The sequence below is a fragment of the Gammaproteobacteria bacterium genome (assembly GCA_041395725.1).
In the GTDB taxonomy this organism is placed as follows: Bacteria; Pseudomonadota; Gammaproteobacteria; order Pseudomonadales; family Pseudohongiellaceae; genus NORP240.
Window position 1 is genome coordinate 2,685,648 of record JAWKZW010000001.1, and the last position, 21,887, is coordinate 2,707,534.

Consider the following 21,887-nt stretch of genomic DNA (forward strand, 5'->3'; position numbering starts at 1 on the left):
CATCTCATTATCACGGTTCGAAGCCGGCTGAGCGCGCCTGGATTCGTACTGAGAAACTGCCGCCGTTAATACTTCGCTGGAGATATTCAGTCTGCTGGAAACGAAATCTACCGGATGCCCAACTTCTACAATCAGTCTGATCGCCTGATCGAGGTATTCCGGAGAGTGATATTTTGGCATGAGCTTATTTTCAACCAGTCTGCTCTGAGGCAGGATCTATGAGTGGGATCATTTTGACCTTTGAGCTAGCAGAATGTAAATTACCACTTTTCTCAAGCAGAACAATGGGGGTATTCCTCATACAGAAAGAGAGTCAGTGTGAAATCGAACAATTTGAGTGCGGCAAATCTGAGTACGTGGCGTGAGGATGTGCTGAATAGTCCACTGCGACCTGCAGTCGTGGCGCATGTCAGGAAGTCGCGTGACCACATAGTCGAGGAATCTAAAAAGGCGAATCTCCGAGAGGTGCCGCAGCTGGCAAAATTGCTGGCGTCCGGCTCGGCTGAAGAGCTGCAGCGGGGTCAGGCCCACTACGAGTCCCATGCGGAAGCACTGATCAGCGTAGTGGAAAACGATTTCGATATCTCCTACCCGGACTTTGATTTTGTCGCCAGGCACGGTGCTCATCGGGCCAGGCAGAAATTCCCCCTTGCAGCGACCCTGCACGGCTACCGGATTGGTCAACGGGTGTGCTGGATGACGCTGTGCGATGCGCTGACTTTCGATGAAAACTCGATGCCGGAACAATCATGGCGATTGATGATGGCACTGAGCGTTTTCAGTTTCGAATATATCAATCACATCAGTTCGATCGTAGCGGATGCCTACTACGAAGAGACCCGGAGGCTGGAGCTCACAGACAGCACTGCGCGAGCCGAGTTTGTTGATCGTTTGATTCGCTATCCCGATGACCCGGAACTCGTGGCAAGTGCCGCCCGATTTAACCTGACTCCCAAAGCAGACTTTGTCACTGTCGTCGCAAGAGGGCTGGGTTCCTCCGCCCATGATTACGAATTGTTGCATGAGATGCGGCGCCGAATGGAGAAACTGCTTTTTCCCCTCTGCACCCATCGACTGGCGGAAATACGGCACGGTGATGTGATATTCCTACTGGCCGCCACTGGCGAAGCAGATCGAAAGCTGGAACGGGCTCTTGATCCGGCAATTCACGACTGGCTGTCTGAAAACAACTGCAGGATTGGCATCAGTGCACTTCGGCAAGGGTTGAATTCCGTCTCCGGTAGTTATAAAGATGCACTTATGGCAATTGAGCAGACTTCGGTTGAGAAACCTGTCCTTCGGTACAATGCAATCTCGTTGCTAGAGCATCTGGTAAGCAATGCCAGCCGCACAGCCTACCGAATGAAGCCAGCCTGGGTAGAGTCGCTGATCGAGGAAAATGAGCGGGCCAGGGGGGTGCTGTTGCAAACGCTGAATACTTATATCAATTGTCGGATGTCCGCGAAAAAGGCGGCTGATATCCTCAATATTCACACCAACACGGTCTATCAACGGATCAACCGGGTCGAACAAATTTGCAGTCGATCTGGCTCGAGCCCGCCAGACCTGATTGATATCCTGGTTGCGGCGAGGCTTCACCTGTAGTGGAGTCTTCTGACTACTGGAGATCAATGAGGATTAATCAGAGGTTTCTTAAACAGGTTCTATACAGGACCCAAACGGATCGATAAGAACTGGCGCCGGAGCGCTTGGCGCCTCTCACGATGCCAGGGCCGGTCCATTGTGGTGAGAGCAAACCAGGCACAGACTGAGTGGAGGATAAGACATGGCAATTAAAGTACCGGAATTTGACCGTCGGGGTTTTCTGGCGATGGGCGCTGGCGCTATGGCATTCGCCGGCCTGACACGCCAGGCCAGGGCAGCGGAGCTGAGCGCTGGTGAGCAGGCGAATGTACAGCTCGTGAATGACTTTTGTGCGGCGTGGCCGGGCCATAATCTCGAAACAATCATGGCGTTTTTTGCTGATGATGGCGCGTATCGGATGACCGAAACGACGGAGCTCGCCGATGGCCGCGACGCCGTGTCAGCCCGTATTCAGACTATCCTTAATAATGTTGACCGCTTCGAGGTGCTCGAAACCTTCGCGCGCGGACCGATGGTAATCAACGAGCGGATCGACTACTTTTCGGATTTCGCCATCAAGACCTGGCACGGTGTCGGGGTCTTTTTCATCAGGGACGGTAAGATTGTCGACTGGTACGACTACACAATCGCCATGGAACCAGGCTGATCCGCACCGGTCGGTGTCAGTGGTGGAGGTCGATGAGTCCGGGCCACCGTAACGTGCCAAACTGTTACAGAAAAAATCTGCATCCTCGGCGTCTGTTGTCGATATCACTAGTTGAGAGTTAGTGCTTTCGGACAGTTGAGCTTTCTTCATAATTGACTCTGCTCACGTGCCGGACGTGAGTCAATCCGCTCAATCTGGCAGCAATCGGCCGGCGCCGTGGCAGAGAAGACAGCATTTTCGCTCCAGGCTAATCCTCCCAATTTACAGAAGCCAGTGAGAAACCCGTTACTATGAAAACGAAATTAAAGAATTTCTGCCTGCAGTTCTCCAGCGAGCTTGACCCTTTTATTGCCCGGCTCGAGCCAGCCATTGTTAATCTGACAGACAAGTCCGGCGAGGCGGGTCTTGCCGGCCTGAGAGAAATCGCCACCCGGCTCCAGGGCGTGCAAACCCGTTCCAGGGCATTACAGCAGAAGATTGCCAACCAACATGCCTATCTTCTGATTTTTGGTCCCCTGAAGAGCGGTAAATCGACCCTGATGAATGCGATCAGCGGGGCATACGTCAGCGAAGTATCCTGTCTTCCAACCTATCCAGCCCTGGTTTATGTCAAGGATGGGCAACAGAACCACTTCCAGGCCACCACTTACGAAGGGGCAGAGCGAGATTTTCCGGACAGCCTGGCAATGAAAGCCGCGATTATGCAGGACTATGCCGATCTTGCCGAGGCCATCCGTGAAGCTGAAAAGGTTGGTGAAAATTTCGATCCAGCGATCCACCACCCGAAGGCGATACGCCGGCTTGAAGTGCAGCTCCCGGCCCCAAACCTGGCAGAATCCGGCACCGTGCTGGTAGATACCCCGGGGCTCTACAGTCGTATGAAGTTCGGCTATGACCAGATGACAAAGGATTTTCGGGATACCGCCGCCTGCGCGATTTTCGTGGTGAAGACCGATGACCTGTTCTTTGAAAAGGTCTTTGAGGAGTTCGAAGAGTTGCTTGGCTGTTTCAGTCAGATTTTTCTGGTTTCGAACATCGACTCGTCGAAGCAGGACCTGCAGCCGGATGGCACGCTGACGGTCAGCCTGGAGGGGTCTGATCCAGAAAAGGTCATCGAGGCCTTCCAGTCACTGTCTATCAGTGCACCCATTCAGGAAGCCATCGACAGGGGACGGCTTAATATTTATTCCATTGATCTGTTGAAGGCAGCCTCCCGACGCCTGCGGGCAGGCCTGCAGAGCAGTGTAGAGGCGCCTGAAACCGATCCCGAAATCAACGGAGAGGGCGATGCCGGAGCTGAAAGTGACGGCTTCGACCGCTTCCTTGACGACCTTACCGGCTACCTGAACAGTAGTGACTACCTTGACGATTTCATGGTGGATACGCTCAGGACCGCGAGAGATCTTGTCGAGGAGGAGATCCAGGCCTCGGCCAGTGAGATCGCGGAAGAATTGAAAGAGGCCTGTAAAGGCCTGAATGCTGACATCTATAAGGAAAGGCATCTTATCGATTCCCTGCAGGAGTTGGAGAAGACCGACTGGTCGGCTAACTTCGCGCATTTGGGTGAGGAAAAGGATCGCCTGTTCAGTGAGGCAGGGGAGTCTTTTCTGGCCCACGGTGAGTCACTTCAGATAGCCCTGGACGAGTGGATGCAGAGTGATGAAAGCTGGCAGAATCTGCTCGACAGCCGTATCAGGCCCCTCCTGAAGCAGGGCGTGCGCCAGGACGCGGAGGATACCGTTGAAAAGCTGCGAGCCATGCTCGACAGCGCCAATGGCGGTGGCCGCTTCAGTACAGCGTTGTCGCAGAAGATGAGTGATGCCGGCCTTAGCGTCAACAAGCCCGTGCGTGAACTGCTGGCCAGCCTGGGCGAGGCGGCAGATGTCAACCTGCCCGAAATGGAGCTGAATTTCGAGGCAGTACCGATTAACCACAGCTTCCTGGACAAGCTGTTGTTCAGAAATGACATCAAGGTGCGCCAGCAGCTCTTCGGTACCGAAGGCCAGCAGCCGATTTCAGCGGCCAGGAAACGCAAGCGGCTGCAGGGCTCTGGCGTCGAGTACCTGCAGGACACTTGCAAGCGCTTTGCCAGCGAAAGATTGCAGGCGGTGTTAAAGGAATACGCGGATCAGGTCCTGACGCAGTACATCAGCCGTTACACCGGCACGCTGCAGCAGGAAGTATCAAACCTGAAGGCTTCCGTGATGGCGGATATCCGTGAAAACGAGAGAAAACTGCAAGTCCGCGAGCAGGTGCTCGAAGATCTGGAAGGTATCAATGCTGCCGCCGAACGGTTTTTTGGCAGTCTCGGTAGCGTTGCTGCTGATTTTGTTACCCAAACAGAAGCTGCTGCTGATGGGGAAGGCCAGCTTTCCGGGCCTGAAGAGAAGCCGCACGTGGAGGCCGATGCAGACATGCAGACAGAAGCCGCAGAATCCCCGGACGGCAGTATGGCCGGAACCGTGGGTGAAGAAGAAAGCGGCTCAGTAAGACCCAGCGAGACGCAGAACTCCGAGGAGCAGGACGGTGTGGTCATAGAGGACTGGTCCGATTCTGAGGAGTTCACTCCCGATGAAGAAGAGAGCGGTATCGCCAACAAGTAACCTCCAGCACGAGGCCCGGTCCGTTCGGGCCGGCCTCGCCCTGCTGCCCGTCCAGAGGGCAGGCGGGTAACAAATCTGCTGAAGCAGCTGACAGCCAGGCTGACAAGACCTTGTCGTCCTCTCTGGACGTCCCCACCACCACAGGTCCCGCAGTCCAGTTGCACCTGGATACCCTGTCAGGCGAAGTATGCCTATAATGGCCTCGACACTTTCAACGCGCACAACACAAACAAGATTCATCAAGTAAAGGCAGGAGTAGATAATGAATCATCTGTCCAGATCATGCCGGGTTTCGTTGGGAATTGTATTCTTCCTGGCGGTTACGGTGCCGCTTGCCAGCGCCCAGGGTAGCCGCGTAATTCCTGCTGACGATCGTCAGTTGGCCTACGAGGTCTACAAGGAGCTGATTGAATACAAGACTACCGCTTCGGAGCAGAACAACACCATCGCGGTAGAAGGCATGGCGGCCTGGCTGGCGGCTGCCGGGTTTTCAGCTGACGATGTGTTTGTCGCCGGCCCTCTGCCACACAAGGGCAATCTGGTTGTCACTTATCGCGGCACGGGCCAGCAACGGCCGATGATTCTGATGGCCCATATCGATGTGGTAGAAGCCGAACGGGCAGACTGGAACCTGGATCCATTCGTTCTCAACGAGGATGAGGATTACTTCTATGGCCGGGGCACAATTGACGACAAGGCCATGTCGGCCATCTTTATCGCCAATCTTATTCGCCTGAAGCGTGAAGGCTTTGTACCCAACCGCGACATCGTGGTGGCACTGACTTCCGACGAGGAAAGCGGTGGCAGCAACGGCATCCGCTGGCTGCTGGATAACCACCGGGGCCTCATCGACGGTGCTTTCGCCATCAACGAAGGCGGCTATGGGCAGTTACTGGACGGCAAGCCTCTGGCCAACACAATCCAGGTGGCGGAGAAAATATTTGCCACGTTCCAGGTGACAGCGCGAAATCCAGGCGGCCACTCGTCACTGCCGCGCCCGGATAATGCCATTTACGATCTGGCCGAAGCGCTGCTGAAGATTAGAGACTACGAATTCCCGGTGCAACTGACAGACACCATGCGCATGAGCTACCAGCGTCAGGCGGAAATCAACAGTGGTCAGCGGGCGGACGATTTCAGGTCGCTGCTGCGGGACCCCATTCCGGAAGACTCACTGAGGAGGCTGACGAGTGAAGCTGCGATCAACGCCCAGTTGAGAACCACGGCGGTAGCCACTCTGCTGGACGGCGGTCACGCATCCAACGCCCTGCCACAAACGGCAGTGGCCACTGTCAACGTGCGCATGATGCCCGGCTCGGACCCACAGGATGTTCTGCAGACTCTCACCGAGGTGGTAGACAACCCGGACCTCGAAGTGGCCTACCGCGGTGGCGGAGGCCTGTCCGATCCTTCCCCGCTGACTGAGGAAATCCTCGGTGCCGTAGAGGGGGTAACCGAGCAGATGTGGCCGGGTATCACGGTGATACCTATCATGTCCACCGGGGCCACAGATGGCGCAAAGATGCGCAACGCGGGGATACCCACTTACGGGGTTTCCGGCCTGTTTGTCGATCGCAACGATATGCGCATTCATGGTCAGGATGAGCGATTGCTGAAGGAGTCTTTCTATGGCGGCTATGATTTTTTATACCGTCTGACCAAAACGCTGAGCAGCGAATAATTGTACCCAAGCAGCTGCGCGCATGCCTGTGGTCTGTAAACAGTCATCGGGCCGCGTGTCAGCTCAACCCTGGATGGAACCCCGGGGAGCTGAGACTATTTCGCGCCATTATGCGTCGAGGCGATAATGCGGCTCATAGTATGCTGGCAGGACCCGGCCTTTTCGATCAGCTTGATCTCACACACATCGCAGCGCACACATTCCTTGAAGTCGATCCTGTCCCGCTGGATGGCTCCTGTAGGGCAGGCGCGTTCGCAGACGATGCAGTAAGTGCACTGGGGTACGCGCCTGATTCTTAGAGGGCTTGCCAGCGAGGCCACGGCCAGCGCGGCCCCGAGCGGACAGGCATAACGGCAATAGAATCGGGGAACGACGAAACAGGCTGCCAGGATGGCAACCAGAATCACCCAGAGAATCAACGCGCCATTCAGGAAGAACAGTGTGCCAAACGGCTCGAAGTACTGGAAAATCGCCACCTCGGGAGCCGCCAGCGTCGTTCCGATAATCAGGGCGAGAATGAAGTACTTCAGCTTCAGCGCCTTGTTATGGATTGATTGAGATACCTGGCGCCTCCAACGCCTGGGAGCAAAGCGGGTAATGAAATCCTGTACGGCCCCGAACGGGCACAGCGAGGAGCAGAACACTCGACCCCACAGCAGCGTTGTGACCACAGTGAAAGTTACGAATAGCAGCAGGGGCAGGTTGCTGAGCAGAAAGCCAGGGCCCTGGTTGATGGTGTTGATGATCTGAGAAATGGACAGGAAGCCGCTGTCAATGAAGCCCAGATAGGCCACCGTTACCGTCAGGGTTGTCCAGCGCAATGTGTCACTCTTGCGCAGGAAAGCTGTCATCGCCAATGCCAGTATCAACAGCAGAACGGCGACCTTGGCCCAGGGCGTGAGGCCCCAAGGGGGTTGGTCAAAGAACTGTTGCACCCGGCTGTTCTCGGCCCGCAGGATAGCGGCGATTTCCTCTTCGTTGAGCACGTCTTCCCCGCGCGCCAACTGCATACCCAGCCCTGCCGGTTGAAATTCGATAGCGCGCCGCTCAGCGGTGCCCAGGTGCCGGTAGGCCAGCGTGAAAGGCTGGGTGATATCGAGGCTCCGCGGCAATACGATAGCGCCGGCGAAGTCGGCGTGTCCCGCGATCATGCCGGAGTCGGCGTTACCGGCCGGTACGAAACTCTCGGCGCTGAACCGCCGAAACCGACTGAGGGTTCGGCCGTTGTCCTGGTTGAACTGCAGTTGATCGTAGCGGAACTCGCTGGCAGCGCTGCCGCCGACCGCAACCAGCAGCATTTCCTCGCCAGCCGGGTAGGCGCTGGCTGCCCGTTCGGCGAGGGCATAATTGTCATCGCCGATCCAGAATGTCCCCAGCCCTGGATGCCCCATATAGCTGAAAGAAAATACGATATTCTCGCCGTCCGGAAGTGGTACCTTCAATTGCCGAACCATACCGTTTGCCAGCATCTGCTCCCAGCTGTACTCGCTCATAGCCTGAACGATGCGTACCTTGCGTGCCTCCTGCACCGGATCGGTCGGATCAAAATCGAGATAGGCTTCGGCAATGCGACGGGCGGCATTGCGCGCACCGCGGGCAATGGCAAAGACGCTAACGGTAGATCCGGCAATACCATCGATGTCGCGACTTATCTGAAAGTCATCCCGGAGGGACTTGTTGCGGAACTGGCTCAGCAATTCTTCGCGCGCCAGAAAATCCCCCTTTGTCCGGCGGTAGGTTTCGTTGTAGTCAAGGATTTTGACGCCGGTCATGTTGAGGTTGGTGTCGACCCCGATCAGCATATCGATCGGTCCACTGTAACCGGGTTCCACGGGTGGCGCATCAGCACTCAGAAAGGCATAGCCAACCAGTTCTTGCTCGCGGCTCTCGCGGTTGGTGCGGTATCCCGGCCAGATGGGCGGTTCACCCTGTTTCGCACCAAACTCTTCGACTCCCGGCAGCACCTCGTGCAGCCACGGAATCTGTACATCAGTAGAAAAAGGGGTGGCTGTTGCCTCCCCGGATTGAGCCGCCGCCGGTTGAGCGAGACCCTGAACGAGGGCGACCAGGCACGTTAAAAGAAGCAGAGAGCGTGTTTGACGTGCCATTATCCAGGATCCAGTACTTCCATCCGCCAGGGATCAATCGGTATGCGATAGACCGCCCTGGCAGAGTTTTGGTTTAGAAGACACCTGACAGCTTTTCCAGTGAGAGTTTTGTGTAAATGGTCGGCTCAGGTATTTAATCAAGGGGGTCTTATTCAATAATCGCCTGTTGTACGGCATTCTCGAAGTCGCTTTGCGCCGGGCCGAATGGTTGCTGGAGCATGATGACCGCACTCAGTTCTTCTTCAGGATCACTCCAGGTCCGCGTGCCGAAGGCGCCACCCCAGCCGAATGCGCCCTCGCTGCGGCGTTGATTGCCGACAATCGGGTCTTCGGTAACAGCCACAGTATAACCGAATCCCTGACCTTCGACCCGTCGGGAAATGCCCTGGTACAGATCTTTCACCTGGTTGCTGGACATCATGCGAACTGTCCGTGGGCTCAGTAGTCTATTTCCAAACAACTCACCACCGTTCACGAGCATCTGCTCGAACCGCATATAATCCCCTGCTGTACTATTCAACCCATAAGAGCCTGAGAAATAAGTACTGGGGGGTGACTTGAAGAAGGGCGCCATGTCCCGGTCTACAATAACGACGCGGTTATTCTGGAACTCTTGAGGTACATTCCACCAGGTATGGTTCATACCCAGGGGCTCAAAAATGCGTTCACGAACAAACTGATCGAAGGGCAGACCTGATTCTATTTCTATTATGCGCGCTACTACATCCAGACCTGTTGCAGCGCTGTACTGCCAGCGAGACCCTGGTTGGAAATCCAGAATGTAATTCCCGTACTCAGGCACGTTTTCAGCCAGCGATCGACGACTGCTGATGCCATTGCTTGCTGTGATCGCGCTGCCCAGGCCGCCGGACGCTAGCCCCGATGTGTGCGTCAGCAAGTCGTGTACGGTGATCTCACGGGCGGCGGGTACCAGTCGATAGGGCGGAATATCTTCAGGGTCCACTCGAATCGGACTAATGTTCTGGTCGAGGGGCGTGTGTAATACGGCTACTTCCATCGTGGCAAATTCGGGAATCCACTTGCTGACGGGATCGGTGGGGCGAATACGGCCCTCTTCGATCATCATCATCGCGGCAACCCCCAGGACCGGCTTGGTGGAACTCATCATGATGAAGAGGCTGTCCTCCTGCATGGGCCGATTGCCCGGGACATCCATCAGGCCGTGTGCTTTAAGATGCACCAACTTGCCACGCCGGGCAACTGCAGTGACTGCGCCCTGAATATTGCCGGCTTCGATATGCCGTTGAATGACCTCGTTAATCCGTTCAAGCCGTGCAGTTGACATCCCTACTTCCTCGGCACTGTCTGCCCAGGGAATATCCTGCGCGGCTAGAAAACTACTGCACAGGCACAACCATACAGCCAGCAATGCGCGCGAAACAGCAACTGGGGAGATAGGAGGCATAATGTTTGTACTCCGATTGAAACCAAATTCCGCCTTACCTGTGCAACATTCTTACTGCGGACTTATAGAGTGAAACAGATGGAGCCGCAGGGCGAATAAAAAAGCAAGTAGACAAAAGGTATCCTTGCAGCCTGTATTTGTCCAGTATCGCTGGCAGCACGCCAGGTGTTGCCGCTGGCTATGAGCCACTGTCATCCGGTTCGCCCGCTGCAGCGTAACTAGGTTATGCAGCCCGCATCCTGGAGTATCTGTTTATGTTTCGCTTAGTAGTAGCTACCGTCTTTTTTTTGCTATCAGGAGTCCCGCTTATGGCGCTGGAAGAACCTGCCTTTACAATCATTGCAGAGGCCAATGGCGTCGAATACCGCCAGTACGAGACCTATCTGATTGCCGAAACCGTGGTAACGGGCGAGGAGCGGCGTAATAAGGCAGCTAACCGGGGGTTTATGCGGCTGTTTGATTACATTTCCGGTGACAATACTTCCCAGGCTAAGATTGCCATGACCGCACCGGTACAGCAGCAGGCAGTGAGCCAGAAAATAGCGATGACAGCGCCGGTACAGCAGTCTTCTGTCGATGGAGGTTGGTCCGTGGCATTCGTGGTGCCCAGCGAATTCACTGAGTCCTCCGTGCCCCTGCCGACCAATTCGCAGGTCAATATACGTACAATCCCGGCAAAAAAAGTGGCCGTGCTAAGGTACTCGGGGCGCTGGAGCGAGCGCAACCTGCGTGAACACGAGCAGGCATTGTTACGTGCCCTTGAAGCTGCCGGAATAACGCCGCTTGGCGATATTGTCAGCGCCGCCTACAATTCCCCTTTCTCACTGCCCTTTATGCGCCGCAATGAAGTCATGGTCGAGGTGAACAAATACCCTGAATTCTGAAGTATGGGCAGTGAGTGCCAGTGCGACAGTGTTACTTTTGCAAGTGCTTTGCATACATCAGAGAATGCAGGGAAGAACAATCAAATCAAATCGCAATCGCAATCGCAATCGCAATCGCAATCGTATCGGGGCGGGAGTGGCGGTGTGGAGAACCAGGTACTGATAGAGTTGCTGAGTCACAAGGGAGAGGACGTGGCGGCCGAGATCCATGCCTTATTCCAGGCCGCTTACCGGGTAGAAGCTGAACTCATAGGTGCTACTGACTTTCCCCCTCTGCGCAGAGCCTGTCGGGATATCAGACGTTCCGATACACTGTTCTGGGGTTGCAGAAACTCAAGCGGTTTGACCGGGGTAGTCGAAGTACGGCAAGACAATTCAGCGTTGCAGATTTCAAGCCTGGCAGTCGTTCCGGCACTGTTTCGCCAGGGTATTGGCAGTGGTTTAGTGAATCACGTTCTGTCAGCTCTGAAATGGCAAACGGTAGAAGTACAGACAGCTGCTGCAAATACACCTGCACTTGGCTTGTACCGGCGTTTGGGCTTTTGCGAACAGAAGCGCTGGCTTGCCAAAGAGGGTATTGAGTTGGTTTCTTTTATTAAACAGCGGCTCTATTAATCAAGTGGCACTTGACAGGATGAGAAAAAGATGCTGGAACAGTTCGTCACTATTTCTGAGATCACCAGGACGGCTGTTGTTGTAGTGGCGTTGCATCTTCTGAATGTGCTGATAAGAACGAGCACTCAAGCCAAGCGGTCTGCGACTGCCCTGCTGGCTGCCGATGCTCTGCTGAAATGAACCGGATAGTAATCCAGGAATTCGACTCTCGCTGGCAAGGAAAATTTGCCAGGGAGCGTTCAGAAATTGAAAGCCGGTTGGGCACCATTGTTGTCTCCACGCATCATATAGGAAGCACTGCTGTACCCGGGCTAAGGGCTAAACCGATTATTGATATCCTGCTGGAGGTGTCTTCATTGCCTGAGTTGGATGAGAGGGCCGACCGTCTGGAAAAACTGGGTTATGAAGCGATGGGTGAGTTCGGGATCCCGGGCCGCAGGTACTTTAGAAAAGGGAGGTCGGCTCGCACTCATCATATCCATGCTTTTAAAAGAGGCGATACTCATATACGCCGGCACCTGGCGTTTCGGGATTACCTCATTGCACACGCTGAGATCGCTGCACAGTACGGTCGGTTGAAAGCCGGTCTGGCGGCAGAATTTGCGAATGACAATGAGGGCTACTGCGCTGGCAAGGATGGTTTTGTAAAATTTTACGAGGCTGAAGCTCTAAATTGGATCGTAGGCAGCTGACGGGTGACGCTTACTGCTGGCTTGCACTGATTAAACACCATGTCATTGAACAAGGTTGTACAGCATAAGCGCTAGGGCTGGTGGTACAACAGCCGGATGCTCTGGCTGAGCTAATCGAATCTGTCCCCGATTTTTTGTACCCACAAATTTGTAATTGGCGCGTCTGAGGCATTAATCAGAGGTTCCTGGAGCGGGGAAGACAATCTCTTGCAACAGTCGTACCTGCTACCACGCAATAATGACGCGCACGGCTGCATCAGGTTCCACATCAAGGGGGCAAATTCCATTCGCTGTACAGCTTCGGGTGGTACCGAAATAGGTGGCGCCAGGGTCCAGAGACTGAGTATCCGTATAAGTAAACAACACGCTATTGCCAGTCACTTTAGTGAAACCCGATTCACGAGTCGAATGACTGGAGCCAAGGGCAGTCCAGCGTCGACTCGCAGACCGCCATATCAGCAGGGTGAGGGGTTTCTGCGGGCTCAGATCGTCGCTGATTGCGACGGCTTCCACATTGATGGGCTCTCCTCTTATCACATAGGCAGTCGCCTGGGTAATTGCTGACTCTTTGCCTTGAACGGCAACGGGATAGAGGGCAGTAAATCCGGCCAGCAGCAGAATGATTCGGATAGAGTTTTTCATAGAAACAGGATAATCCGAGGTGGCCCGAAAGACCTTGCAGCGCGCTAACTCCTCGAACAGCTTTCCCACAGGCGGGCCCTGTTTTTTATAGATTACTGGCGAGAGAGTTTAGCATAGAAGAAATATAAGCCGGCACGTCCGCTTTGGGGGCCGGTATCTATCGAATTTTTGTAGGATTGCTAATTTCTCACAAGGGTCAACAGCGAGTTTCATGCCCCAAAGAGGGGCGACCCGATAATGTCACGGGGTTTCATTTTTGACCGGTTCAGCTTTTGGATTGGAACGGACCATTCTGTTAATACGTAACCGTTAAAGATCCAAGATCGGCTTAATGGCGGCTATCGACCTGAAGCAGAAGTTAGGGATTTCTAGAATATGCATATGGGAATGACTGCTTTGGGGAGAAAATCGGACAGACTGAAAGTGCCCTTGTGTAAGTTCGCCGCAGTGGCTCCGGCAAGTATTGTTGCCGGACATTAAGTTTCCGGCATTACCTCTCGTGTGCCGATCACCCCGGCAGGGCGAGGCAAGGGTAGCAACAGGAACAAAGACCGCTCCCACCCGGAAGATAAAAAACCTGCCGAACGCCATGCCGCCATGACCTGGGCCCAGCGCCTGAGGCGGGTGTTTAACATAGACATCGAACCCTGCGAGAAATGCCAGAGCCCGGTAAGGATTATCGCACGCGAGGAAGACCCGGCGGTGATCCGGCAGATTCTGGAACATTTGCGCAAGAAGGAGTCCGAAGATTCCCAGGCGCAGCTCTCTCCCGAGCGGGCGCCACCGCAGATGGGCTTGTTCAACGACGCCTGACTCAACAACAGGTAGAAAAAATTAAGAATGAGAGTCTGCCAGGGAAGGCGGCCGGGGACCGCTCGGCCTGGTACCGGCATGAGTGCCCGTTTTCACTGCCTTGCGGCTAACCAGAAGCTGATAACCTGGGATCTTCTGAAGAATTGAACCTGTTTGCACGAATTACTGTGGCCTATCATTCACATATCTGGACATTACCCGGGCTCGGAGATACCTTTTGTGCTTCTTGTAAGCACCTGACCAATTGCTATGCTAAAGCACGCTCGGAAGAGTCAGATACATGCTGCCGGGACCAGGGCAATAACTGCCGGATAAAAAGAAAGGCAAGAGGCTGTTAATGGATCATCCAGACAAAGAAAAGCTGACTCGCAGAAAGTTTATAAAGAGCGCGGCATCCACCACCGCTATTGGGGCGGCGACAATTGCAGGGAGCAAGGGTATGGCAGCAGACGAACATACCGACCATGATCATCAGGATGTGCCGCCCGACATCGCCCTGCGAGTGCGGGCGCTGGAGACTGTACTGAGTGAGAAAGGCCTGATTGATTCTGCGTCAATAGACGAAGTCGTCGAACGTTACCAGAACCAGGTGGGGCCGCAGAATGGCGCCAGGGTAGTGGCTCGGGCATGGTCCGACCCGGACTTTAAGCAGCGACTGCTGGCAGACGGTACTGAAGCCATCGGCGAGATGGGTTTCCTGGGCCCCGAAGCTCATCATATGGTGGTGGTGGAGAATTCGCCCGGGGTTCACAATCTGGTGGTCTGTACCCTGTGCTCCTGTTACCCGTGGGCGGTATTGGGTCTGCCGCCTCGCTGGTACAAGTCGGCAGCTTACCGCTCCCGTGCAGTGATCGATCCCCGTGGCCTGCTACGGGAATTCGGCCTGGCGCTGGATGACGACACGGAAGTGCGGGTCTGGGACAGCACCGCCGAGATGCGCTATCTGGTGCTGCCTGAACGGCCTGCCGGTACCGACGGCCTGAGTGAAGAGGAACTGGCTGACCTGGTGACCAGAGATGCCATGGTCGGCGTTGGCTCGGTTTCAGCAGGAGGCCCGGCATGAACAGCATTCACGACATGGGTGGGATGGACAACATGGGTGCCCTGGAAATAGAACCGGACGAGCCGGTGTTTCACGCCCCCTGGGAGGGCAGGGTCTATGGGCTGCTGATGAGCTGGGGTTCCTGGGGGCGCTGGAGTCAGTGGGGCAGCTTTCGCTACGCACTGGAGCAGATCGCTCCCGCGGACTACCTGAGTTGGAGCTATTACGAAAAGTGGTTTTCCGTCCACGAACGCAAGGCTCTCGAAACCGGTATCGTGACCCCGGAAGAGTTGCAGGCAGGTCGGGCCGATCCGTCGGTGCCTATGCCAGAGCTTTCTCCCTATGATCCTCCGTCGCTGGGATCGAGAAGGCTGCAAGTGGTCGTGCCGGCAGACTTTCAGCCCGGCGAGAGGGTGCACACCCGTGAATGGAACCCGGTTGGCCATATCCGGCTGCCACGCTATGTGCGGGACAAGACCGGCGAAATCGTGAGCGACAACGGTGTGTATGCTCTGCAGGACACCGATGCATCCGGAATCCGGCTGGGCAACACAGCACAGCGCGTCTATACAGTGAAGTTTTCTGCCCGGGAGTTATGGGGGGAAAGAGGCCACGTCAACGATTATGTCTACGTTGATTTATGGGAGAGCTATCTTGAACACCCCTAAGATCCCGGCCGGCATTGTCCTTAAAGACCTGCCGACGCTGCCACTGGATGATGATGGCCCGGTTTTCAAAGAGCCATGGCAGGCCCAGGCGTTTGCCATGGTGCTCGAGCTGACAGAGGCTGGGCGCTTCACCTGGGCTGAATGGGCGTCAGCCCTGGGCCAGGAACTGAAAGATGCTGCTGCGGCCGGCAAACCAGATGACGGCTCCCGCTATTACTATCATTGGGTAGCCGCCCTGGAGAACCTGGTGCAACGCAAGGAACTGGCCGGGAAGGCACAGCTTGAACAGCGCAAAGAAGACTGGGGAAAGGCGTTCAGGAATACGCCACATGGCAAGCCGGTGGTGCTTGAGTGAGAAGTTAGCAGGAAGCCTCTCAAATAGGCTTGCTGGGGGAGTGAGGGGCCTTCATGATGCTATACAGTCTAATGAAGAATTAACAAGAGAACCTCTGACTAATTTTGGGCTCTTCGGGCGGGGCCTGTCGAGCGCCATTGCGGCGTTGTCGCGCTTGGCAAGGGCTGGACTGTCGATCTGCAGCGGAATCTGACCCGTCAATTGCATTTAGTTTTGATTCCTTTAATACGCCTTAATCCCGCGAGAATCCTAGCAATTAGTGGGTCAACTATTTAATGCAAAACTATCGAAAAGGGTCAATCGAGCATGCAAATCAATAGTCAGGAAGGTTATACAGGATCAGTCGGTTAATAATTGACGGATCTCAGTTGTGGTTGTAAAAAAGCAATAAAAATCATATGGTAATTCTACTAATTTAACTATAGACAGGAAGCTGCGATGCAGAGAAGAGATTTCTTGACCAAAGTGCCTGGCCTTGTGACGATGCCATTGATGCTGCCGCAGGCTGCAAAGGCTGCGCAGGCGGCGCCCCTAAAAATCACTGATGTCCGTTTGATCAGGATCAGGCTGATCGAAGATAAGGGTATCCTCGCCCGACGCGTTGATACTCCCCGTGGAGGGCTTCACGTTCAGATTGGTAATTTCACCGTGACTGAAGTGCACACAGATCAAGGCCTGGTGGGCATCGGGCCCGGTATCCCGCCAGAGAACCTTGAGACCGCAAAACAACTGCTCGTGGGCAAGGACCCTTTCGAGATAAATCAGCATGCTGCGGCTTTATACGCCCCGCATCGCAGATGGGGAGCCTCAGTAGAGATCGCGCTCTGGGATCTGCTGGGCAAAGCAACGGATTTACCACTCTACAAGCTCTGGGGCGGCGGACGCGATAAAGTCCTGCCGTACGCGGCCATGTGGGGCATCGGCACCGTGGAAGATAGGGTCGAAATCGCCATCGGGCTTAAAGAGGACGGCTGGCGCGCCATCAAACTGCGTTCGGGGTTCAGGACGATGGAGGAGGACGTGCGCGTCGTGGAGTTGGTTCGTGAAGCGGTGGGCGATGACTTCCACATCCTGTGCGACGGCAACAAGGCGCCCGGTGATGCAGACGCCAATGGGGAGGATCCGACTCTCTGGAATTTTAAGCGTGCCTACGACACGGCGATGGAGTACCAACGACTCAACGTCTATTGGCTCGAGGAACCGCTGCCACGTTACGATTACGAGCGCCTGGCGGAGCTCAACCGGCTCCTCGCCATGCCGATGGCCGGCGCGGAGGCCAACTGGGGCATCCACGAGTTCAGATGGCTTCTTGAACAGGGCTGTTTTGACGTCCTCATGCCGGAAATAGGCGATATAGGACCCCTGATGTCCCGTACTGTCGGGACCCTTGCGGCGGCATACAACAGACAAGTCTCGCCGCACTCGGCACCGTTCGAGCGGCGATTAGTCAATATTTGCGGAATCCACCTGATCGCGTCCATGCCAAACGGCCCGATAACAGAGTTCATTCACGAGCCGCCGCACGCAGATATCTTTGAGGGCTGGCAGGTCTTTGAGAACCCGCCCGTCCTTGAAAAAGACGGTTCTATTAAAGTGCCTCAGGGCCCGGGTCTCGGGGTTACGTTCAGGGCTGATCTGATCGAAAAATTCTAAGCGAATGTCAGGACATCGCACAACCAGCGCAGCGCGGTGTCCTGTTCGGTGCTGTCCTTACTGCGACTCAAAGTAAGTATTGATGCAGAAAATAAGTCGCCGAGTAATGCGCAGGGACTGGTTATAAAACCAAGCTGAGGATTTCGAACCGGAATTAGAGGAGCATCTTTGGAAAGCGGTGCAATAGTCCAATTCGTGGAAGGAGAATGATCTTGTGTTGTTAGGTGATTCCGGGTACCGGACATTGATCCTGTAAAGTCTGCTGCCGAGAAAAGACAGGCCTGCTCCTGAAGAAAACAGACGACCTGGCTGTATACCTATAAATGTGGCGGGCGGTGCATAAGCATGGAAGAAAAATCTGGCTAACATACTGCCATAGCTCTGTAACTCGAATTGAGAAATCCTGGACTTTGGGATGAAAAACAATGAAAAGCAAAGAGTATATGCCTTACATCGTAGTCATTCTCACATTCGCAATACTCGCGTTATCAAATATTCCGGTTTCCAGCGCTTCATCGACTGAGACTAAGCCAGCTACATTTGGTGAGGCTAGTGCGGAAAGGTTCAAATTACAATTTGATGAATCTGATTACGATCTCAGTGAGGAGCTGATAGTTCGGTGTGGTACAAGGTTAGAAGTCGATGGCAGTGTACGGGTACTTATGTGCGAATCAGAACCGGAGCGTGGAAGGAATAATAGGAAGGCGCTTCGAACGGTTCAGCGACTGGTCAAAGATCTGACATTAGAACCAGCTAGAGTGGATGGAATTGAAACCCAGGTTTGGTACAACTTTGCCGTAGTAATATCGCCCGGAGATGAAGAAACTCTCATCGTTAATAATCACCTCTACAGCCAGGAGAAACTTGGTCGGGACTACTCTGCGCCACAACGGTATGACTATCCAGCGTGGCGGGGCTGCATAGGCATGCCGGGGGACGGAATTCATGTCAGAGCTGAAATCAGTTCAAGTGGTGAAGTACTGGATGTTGACTCGATTGGAGGAAGGCAAGGGTATGCTTCATGTGTTACAAGGGCCTCGATGAATGTAAGAAACAGTAAATTCATTCCCGCAGTCTCAAATGGAGTGCCGGTAAAAGCATTGTTTGTAGAGCTCTTCAAATAGTTGCCCCCTGTATAACTTCCAAAGTGTGCTGTAATCACATCCAAAAGGGGATTTGGGGCACTGGGGTTTGCTGTAAGGCGATTGTAATTGGAAAAGAAAGTAAGCCTGAGGTAACCCAATTCCAGCAATAGAAACCGGGTCTCAGGAGGGGTATTCCATAACCTATTGAAAAAATAAATAAAATGGTAGCTACGGGTGGACTTGAACCACCGACCCCAGCATTATGAATTGTGCTGGAGATTTTTAACTGATTGATTTTATTAACTTAAATCCGAACGCCCACAGCGTATTTTGCACCACAGAGCACAACTTTTCACCACAAGTCCCGCAAATCTCCCGCAGGCTCCACCTTGGTCTATCTGGCGCAATTAGGCAAATGTGCCACTTTATGTGTCGCGATCTATCCAACTCCCAGTCATTCGTTCATAAAAACCCGTTGTTCGATATTAATGAACATAGTATATTTATGAACATTCGCTCATCTTTAATTATGAATGTGCTTAACACCATGAACCGGCTGGAAACAGAATACGACATTCTACACGGCGCTATAGAAGCCTTCCGTGCGGAAACCGCGCTGCAGCTCGATGTTGTTGAGTTTGACGTGCGCAGAGGTAACAGGCAGATCGACGCGATCCTGCAGATGCCCGGCAACGGTACCCAATTGCTGGCCGAAATCAAGAAATGGGCAACCCATACCAACATGGGCGCACTAATTAACCAGATGCAGCAGCTTGCCACTCCTGATGCAGGCATTTTGATCGCAGATTACGTCAACCCGAATATGGCGAGAAAGTTAAGGGAAGTCGGTATTCAGTATATTGATGCGGCGGGTAATGCTTATCTCAACCAGCCACCGGCCTACATTTTTATCAAGGGCAACAAGCCGGAGGCCATGACTGGAACCAGAACGAAAACCGGTAAAGCATTCCAGCCCGCCGGGATGAAGGTTGTCTGCGCATTTTTGAAAGACCGTGAGCTAATCAACGCGCCTTACCGTGAAATCGCTGAACAGGCTCAGGTGGCGCTGGGTACCGTTGGCTGGGTTATTCGCGACCTGCTCGAACAAGGTATTCTGGTTGAGGACATCGACGGCACCGGGCGCCGGATAGCCGACTACGACCAGTTGCTGGATAAATGGGTAGAGGCGTATCCACACAAGTTAAGAGACAAGCACCGTTTGGGAACGTTTACGACGGACAATCCCAACTGGTGGCGGGAACTTCATCCGGATGAGTTTCAGGCAGCTTGGGGAGGGGAAATCGCCGCTGGCGAATATACAGGCTACCTGAACGCCAAAGACGCGGTGATCTACATCAGCAAAGCCCGGATGACTGATTTCCTGACGCATGCCCGGCTGAAGAAAGTTGCGCCAGATGAAAAGACAGACCTCAAAATCGACCTGATTGAGCCCTTCTGGAGAGAGGGGGGCGAGACTGTACGCCGAGGGCTGGTACACCCTCTAATCGTCTATGCAGATCTGGTGGCAACTGGCGACCCGCGCAATCTCGATACGGCTAAACGGCTTCGTGAAAAATACCTTCGTTAATATCGCGGGCAAGCTGCCTCGGGGCCTGGTAGCGCTGTATGGCGATATCAACGACGTGGCGAAGAGCCTGGATATCGACTTCCTGGTGGTTGGTGCAATGGCGCGGGACCTGGTGCTCGTTCATGGCTTTGGCTCAACCATAGAGCGCGGCACCCGGGATGTGGATTTTGGTATCAATGTCGCTAGCTGGGGCGATTTCGAAACGCTGAAGGCGCAATTGATCGAGCAGGGTTTTGAGCAAGACAAACAAAAAGCTCATAGATTGAACCGCAGCGACTCCCAGAACCTGCCCTGGGAAATTGATATCGTACCCTTCGGCAGCATAGCCGCACATGACAGCACCATAAGTTGGCCTCCTGATCAGGTGGTCGTCATGTCCGTCCTCGGCTTTACTGAAGCCATGGAAAATGCATTTTCCGTTCTGGTCAGCGATAGCCCCGATATGACTATCCCTGTCGCATCCCCGGCCGGTGTAGCGATCCTCAAGCTGGTGGCCTGGGTTGAACGCGAGGTAGAGGTCAAACCAAAGGACGCAATGGACTTGGGCTACCTGATCGAAAGCTATACCAAAATCCCGGAAATTTTTGCGGCAATCTATGAAGAAGGTTGCATGGAAGCTCAGGACTGGGATGAAACAAAGGCCAGTGCTATGAAGCTCGGTAGAGATGCGGGTGTAATTGCTCTCCCGCCAACCAAAATGTTTTTAAAGGATCAATTATTCAACCAGGCGCACAAAGTGGAACAATTCGTACGGCAGATGCAAGGCAATCGCCTGTCAGATTCTGCTGAGCTTCTGGATATTTTTACAGCGGCTTTCTTGGATCAAGAGGTGCCGCATTAATGCTCGCGACCCACCAAACAAGGATAGGAAATACTAACGGCCTATCGGGAGTAGACACCCCCGCTGATTCTGTTGACTGGACCTGCAGGCCCTTCGAAGTTTCCATCTATTGACCCGAAAATCCTGTTCGCGGCGTTGAGCATGCCATTCAAATCTGTTCATTCCTGAACGGGTGCACGCGACAGCTCATGCCATGCGGTATTCACTGGCTTCCTTGCTGGTGTAGTGCGGTTGTGCTGGAATCCTTCCCAGCGAAAAGCGGCAACGCCCCAGGTGGCGCTCTGGTCGGTGGCACTAGCAATGGCCGAGCCGGCGTTTCCTGTTCCTTCTGGCGCAGGTGGTCCAGGATCCGGTCGATGACGTTCTGGCCCTCGATACACGCGATGACCCTGACAGGTCCACCGCAGCGGGCGCAGACCTCGATGTCTATATCGAAAACGCGCTTGAGCCGCTGCGCCCAGGTCATTGCTGCATGACGTTCGGCGGGTGTGCGGATTTCTGCGTTGGAGTTGGACTTGATGCCTTTCCCGCGCCTTGCTGGTGTGACCAGCCCACGCCAGCGGTGGTTCGGCGCCAGGACGCCGTGGTAACGGGTGAGGTTGACGCGGGGTTTGGGTACCAGGGCAGCCAGACAGGCAACGAAATCCACCGGTTCAAAGGCTACCTGTGTCGTTCCATCTCGGTACGGTGTCTTCAGGGTGTAGACTACCTTGCCCGTCGAACTCAATGAAAGTCGGGGAACTGCTACGGCCGGTCGGGAAATATACCGACATAGGCGCTCACGCTTGTCTTTCTGATTCCCCTCACAGCTGACCCCGGCGTGGAGAGAAAAGCCATTGGCCCTGGCCACCCGCTCGACTATAGGCTACGTTGTTCAGGCCTTAAGAAGTTAATTTGGCAGAACCGGCGAAAGGGGTTTTTACGCCGATGCGCCTCTCCA

At 54.4% G+C, this 21,887-nt stretch carries 19 protein-coding genes and 1 pseudogene; 16 read left to right on the forward strand and 4 right to left on the reverse strand.

Features of this window, described 5'->3' with window-relative positions; genetic code table 11:
* Window positions 1–318: 318 nt before the first annotated feature.
* From R3F50_11730 to R3F50_11745, 4 genes are all read left to right on the forward strand, one after another.
* Window positions 319–1,605: a helix-turn-helix domain-containing protein gene (locus R3F50_11730; GenBank protein ID MEZ5490974.1), complete on the forward strand. Its 1,287-nt coding sequence runs from the start codon at window positions 319–321 to the stop codon at window positions 1,603–1,605.
* Window positions 1,606–1,786: 181 nt separating this feature from the next.
* The gene (locus R3F50_11735; GenBank protein MEZ5490975.1) at window positions 1,787–2,251 is read left to right on the forward strand and encodes a nuclear transport factor 2 family protein; all 465 of its coding nucleotides are present in this window, start codon (window positions 1,787–1,789) and stop codon (window positions 2,249–2,251) included.
* A 290-nt stretch (window positions 2,252–2,541) separates the two neighbouring features.
* Complete coding sequence (locus R3F50_11740; protein MEZ5490976.1) at window positions 2,542–4,854, forward strand: dynamin family protein; 2,313 nt, start codon at window positions 2,542–2,544, stop codon at window positions 4,852–4,854.
* A gap of 262 nt (window positions 4,855–5,116) precedes the next feature.
* The gene (locus tag R3F50_11745) at window positions 5,117–6,535 is read left to right on the forward strand and encodes a M20/M25/M40 family metallo-hydrolase (protein ID MEZ5490977.1); all 1,419 of its coding nucleotides are present in this window, start codon (window positions 5,117–5,119) and stop codon (window positions 6,533–6,535) included.
* Window positions 6,536–6,630: 95 nt separating this feature from the next.
* Here the strand turns inward: R3F50_11745 and R3F50_11750 are convergent, their stop codons facing one another.
* Together R3F50_11750 and R3F50_11755 are read right to left on the reverse strand one after the other, a co-directional pair.
* The gene (locus R3F50_11750; GenBank protein MEZ5490978.1) at window positions 6,631–8,643 is read right to left on the reverse strand and encodes a 4Fe-4S binding protein; all 2,013 of its coding nucleotides are present in this window, start codon (window positions 8,641–8,643) and stop codon (window positions 6,631–6,633) included.
* Between the two features lie 148 nt (window positions 8,644–8,791).
* Window positions 8,792–9,949, reverse strand: a complete 1,158-nt coding sequence (locus tag R3F50_11755) for a serine hydrolase domain-containing protein (protein MEZ5490979.1) — start codon at window positions 9,947–9,949, stop codon at window positions 8,792–8,794.
* A gap of 428 nt (window positions 9,950–10,377) precedes the next feature.
* Here R3F50_11755 and R3F50_11760 point away from each other — a divergent pair, with 428 nt between their 5' ends.
* From R3F50_11760 to R3F50_11775, 4 genes are all read left to right on the forward strand, one after another.
* The gene (locus R3F50_11760) at window positions 10,378–10,953 is read left to right on the forward strand and encodes a heme-binding protein (GenBank protein ID MEZ5490980.1); all 576 of its coding nucleotides are present in this window, start codon (window positions 10,378–10,380) and stop codon (window positions 10,951–10,953) included.
* A gap of 192 nt (window positions 10,954–11,145) precedes the next feature.
* The gene (locus R3F50_11765) at window positions 11,146–11,568 is read left to right on the forward strand and encodes a GNAT family N-acetyltransferase (GenBank protein MEZ5490981.1); all 423 of its coding nucleotides are present in this window, start codon (window positions 11,146–11,148) and stop codon (window positions 11,566–11,568) included.
* 30 nt (window positions 11,569–11,598) lie between these two features.
* Window positions 11,599–11,748 carry a hypothetical protein gene (locus tag R3F50_11770; protein MEZ5490982.1) on the forward strand — a complete coding sequence of 50 codons (150 nt, stop codon included), beginning with the start codon at window positions 11,599–11,601 and terminating at the stop codon, window positions 11,746–11,748.
* Complete coding sequence (locus R3F50_11775) at window positions 11,745–12,260, forward strand: GrpB family protein (GenBank protein ID MEZ5490983.1); 516 nt, start codon at window positions 11,745–11,747, stop codon at window positions 12,258–12,260. The genes R3F50_11770 and R3F50_11775 overlap by 4 nt, the downstream gene beginning before the upstream one ends.
* Before the next feature lie 225 nt (window positions 12,261–12,485).
* Here R3F50_11775 and R3F50_11780 read toward each other — a convergent pair whose 3' ends face one another.
* Complete coding sequence (locus R3F50_11780; protein MEZ5490984.1) at window positions 12,486–12,902, reverse strand: hypothetical protein; 417 nt, start codon at window positions 12,900–12,902, stop codon at window positions 12,486–12,488.
* A 501-nt stretch (window positions 12,903–13,403) separates the two neighbouring features.
* Between R3F50_11780 and R3F50_11785 the strand changes: the two genes are divergently transcribed.
* From R3F50_11785 to R3F50_11820, 8 genes are all read left to right on the forward strand, one after another.
* Window positions 13,404–13,715 carry a hypothetical protein gene (locus tag R3F50_11785; protein MEZ5490985.1) on the forward strand — a complete coding sequence of 104 codons (312 nt, stop codon included), beginning with the start codon at window positions 13,404–13,406 and terminating at the stop codon, window positions 13,713–13,715.
* 439 nt (window positions 13,716–14,154) lie between these two features.
* Entirely contained in the window at window positions 14,155–14,778 is a 624-nt protein-coding gene (gene nthA, locus R3F50_11790) for a nitrile hydratase subunit alpha (GenBank protein MEZ5490986.1), read from the forward strand.
* Window positions 14,775–15,425, forward strand: a complete 651-nt coding sequence (gene nthB, locus R3F50_11795; GenBank protein MEZ5490987.1) for a nitrile hydratase subunit beta — start codon at window positions 14,775–14,777, stop codon at window positions 15,423–15,425. The genes nthA and nthB overlap by 4 nt, the downstream gene beginning before the upstream one ends.
* Window positions 15,412–15,780: a nitrile hydratase accessory protein gene (locus tag R3F50_11800; protein MEZ5490988.1), complete on the forward strand. Its 369-nt coding sequence runs from the start codon at window positions 15,412–15,414 to the stop codon at window positions 15,778–15,780. Before nthB ends, R3F50_11800 begins: the two co-directional genes overlap by 14 nt.
* A gap of 438 nt (window positions 15,781–16,218) precedes the next feature.
* On the forward strand, window positions 16,219–17,433 hold the full coding sequence (locus R3F50_11805; protein ID MEZ5490989.1) for a mandelate racemase/muconate lactonizing enzyme family protein: 1,215 nt from the start codon (window positions 16,219–16,221) through the stop codon (window positions 17,431–17,433).
* 425 nt (window positions 17,434–17,858) lie between these two features.
* The gene (locus R3F50_11810; GenBank protein MEZ5490990.1) at window positions 17,859–18,557 is read left to right on the forward strand and encodes a hypothetical protein; all 699 of its coding nucleotides are present in this window, start codon (window positions 17,859–17,861) and stop codon (window positions 18,555–18,557) included.
* Between the two features lie 466 nt (window positions 18,558–19,023).
* On the forward strand, window positions 19,024–20,106 hold the full coding sequence (locus tag R3F50_11815) for a type IV toxin-antitoxin system AbiEi family antitoxin (GenBank protein MEZ5490991.1): 1,083 nt from the start codon (window positions 19,024–19,026) through the stop codon (window positions 20,104–20,106).
* Window positions 20,087–20,947, forward strand: a complete 861-nt coding sequence (locus tag R3F50_11820) for a nucleotidyl transferase AbiEii/AbiGii toxin family protein (protein MEZ5490992.1) — start codon at window positions 20,087–20,089, stop codon at window positions 20,945–20,947. Before R3F50_11815 ends, R3F50_11820 begins: the two co-directional genes overlap by 20 nt.
* A gap of 202 nt (window positions 20,948–21,149) precedes the next feature.
* Here the strand turns inward: R3F50_11820 and R3F50_11825 are convergent.
* Window positions 21,150–21,782, reverse strand: a pseudogene (locus R3F50_11825) (transposase).
* Between the last annotated feature and the right edge of the window lie 105 nt (window positions 21,783–21,887).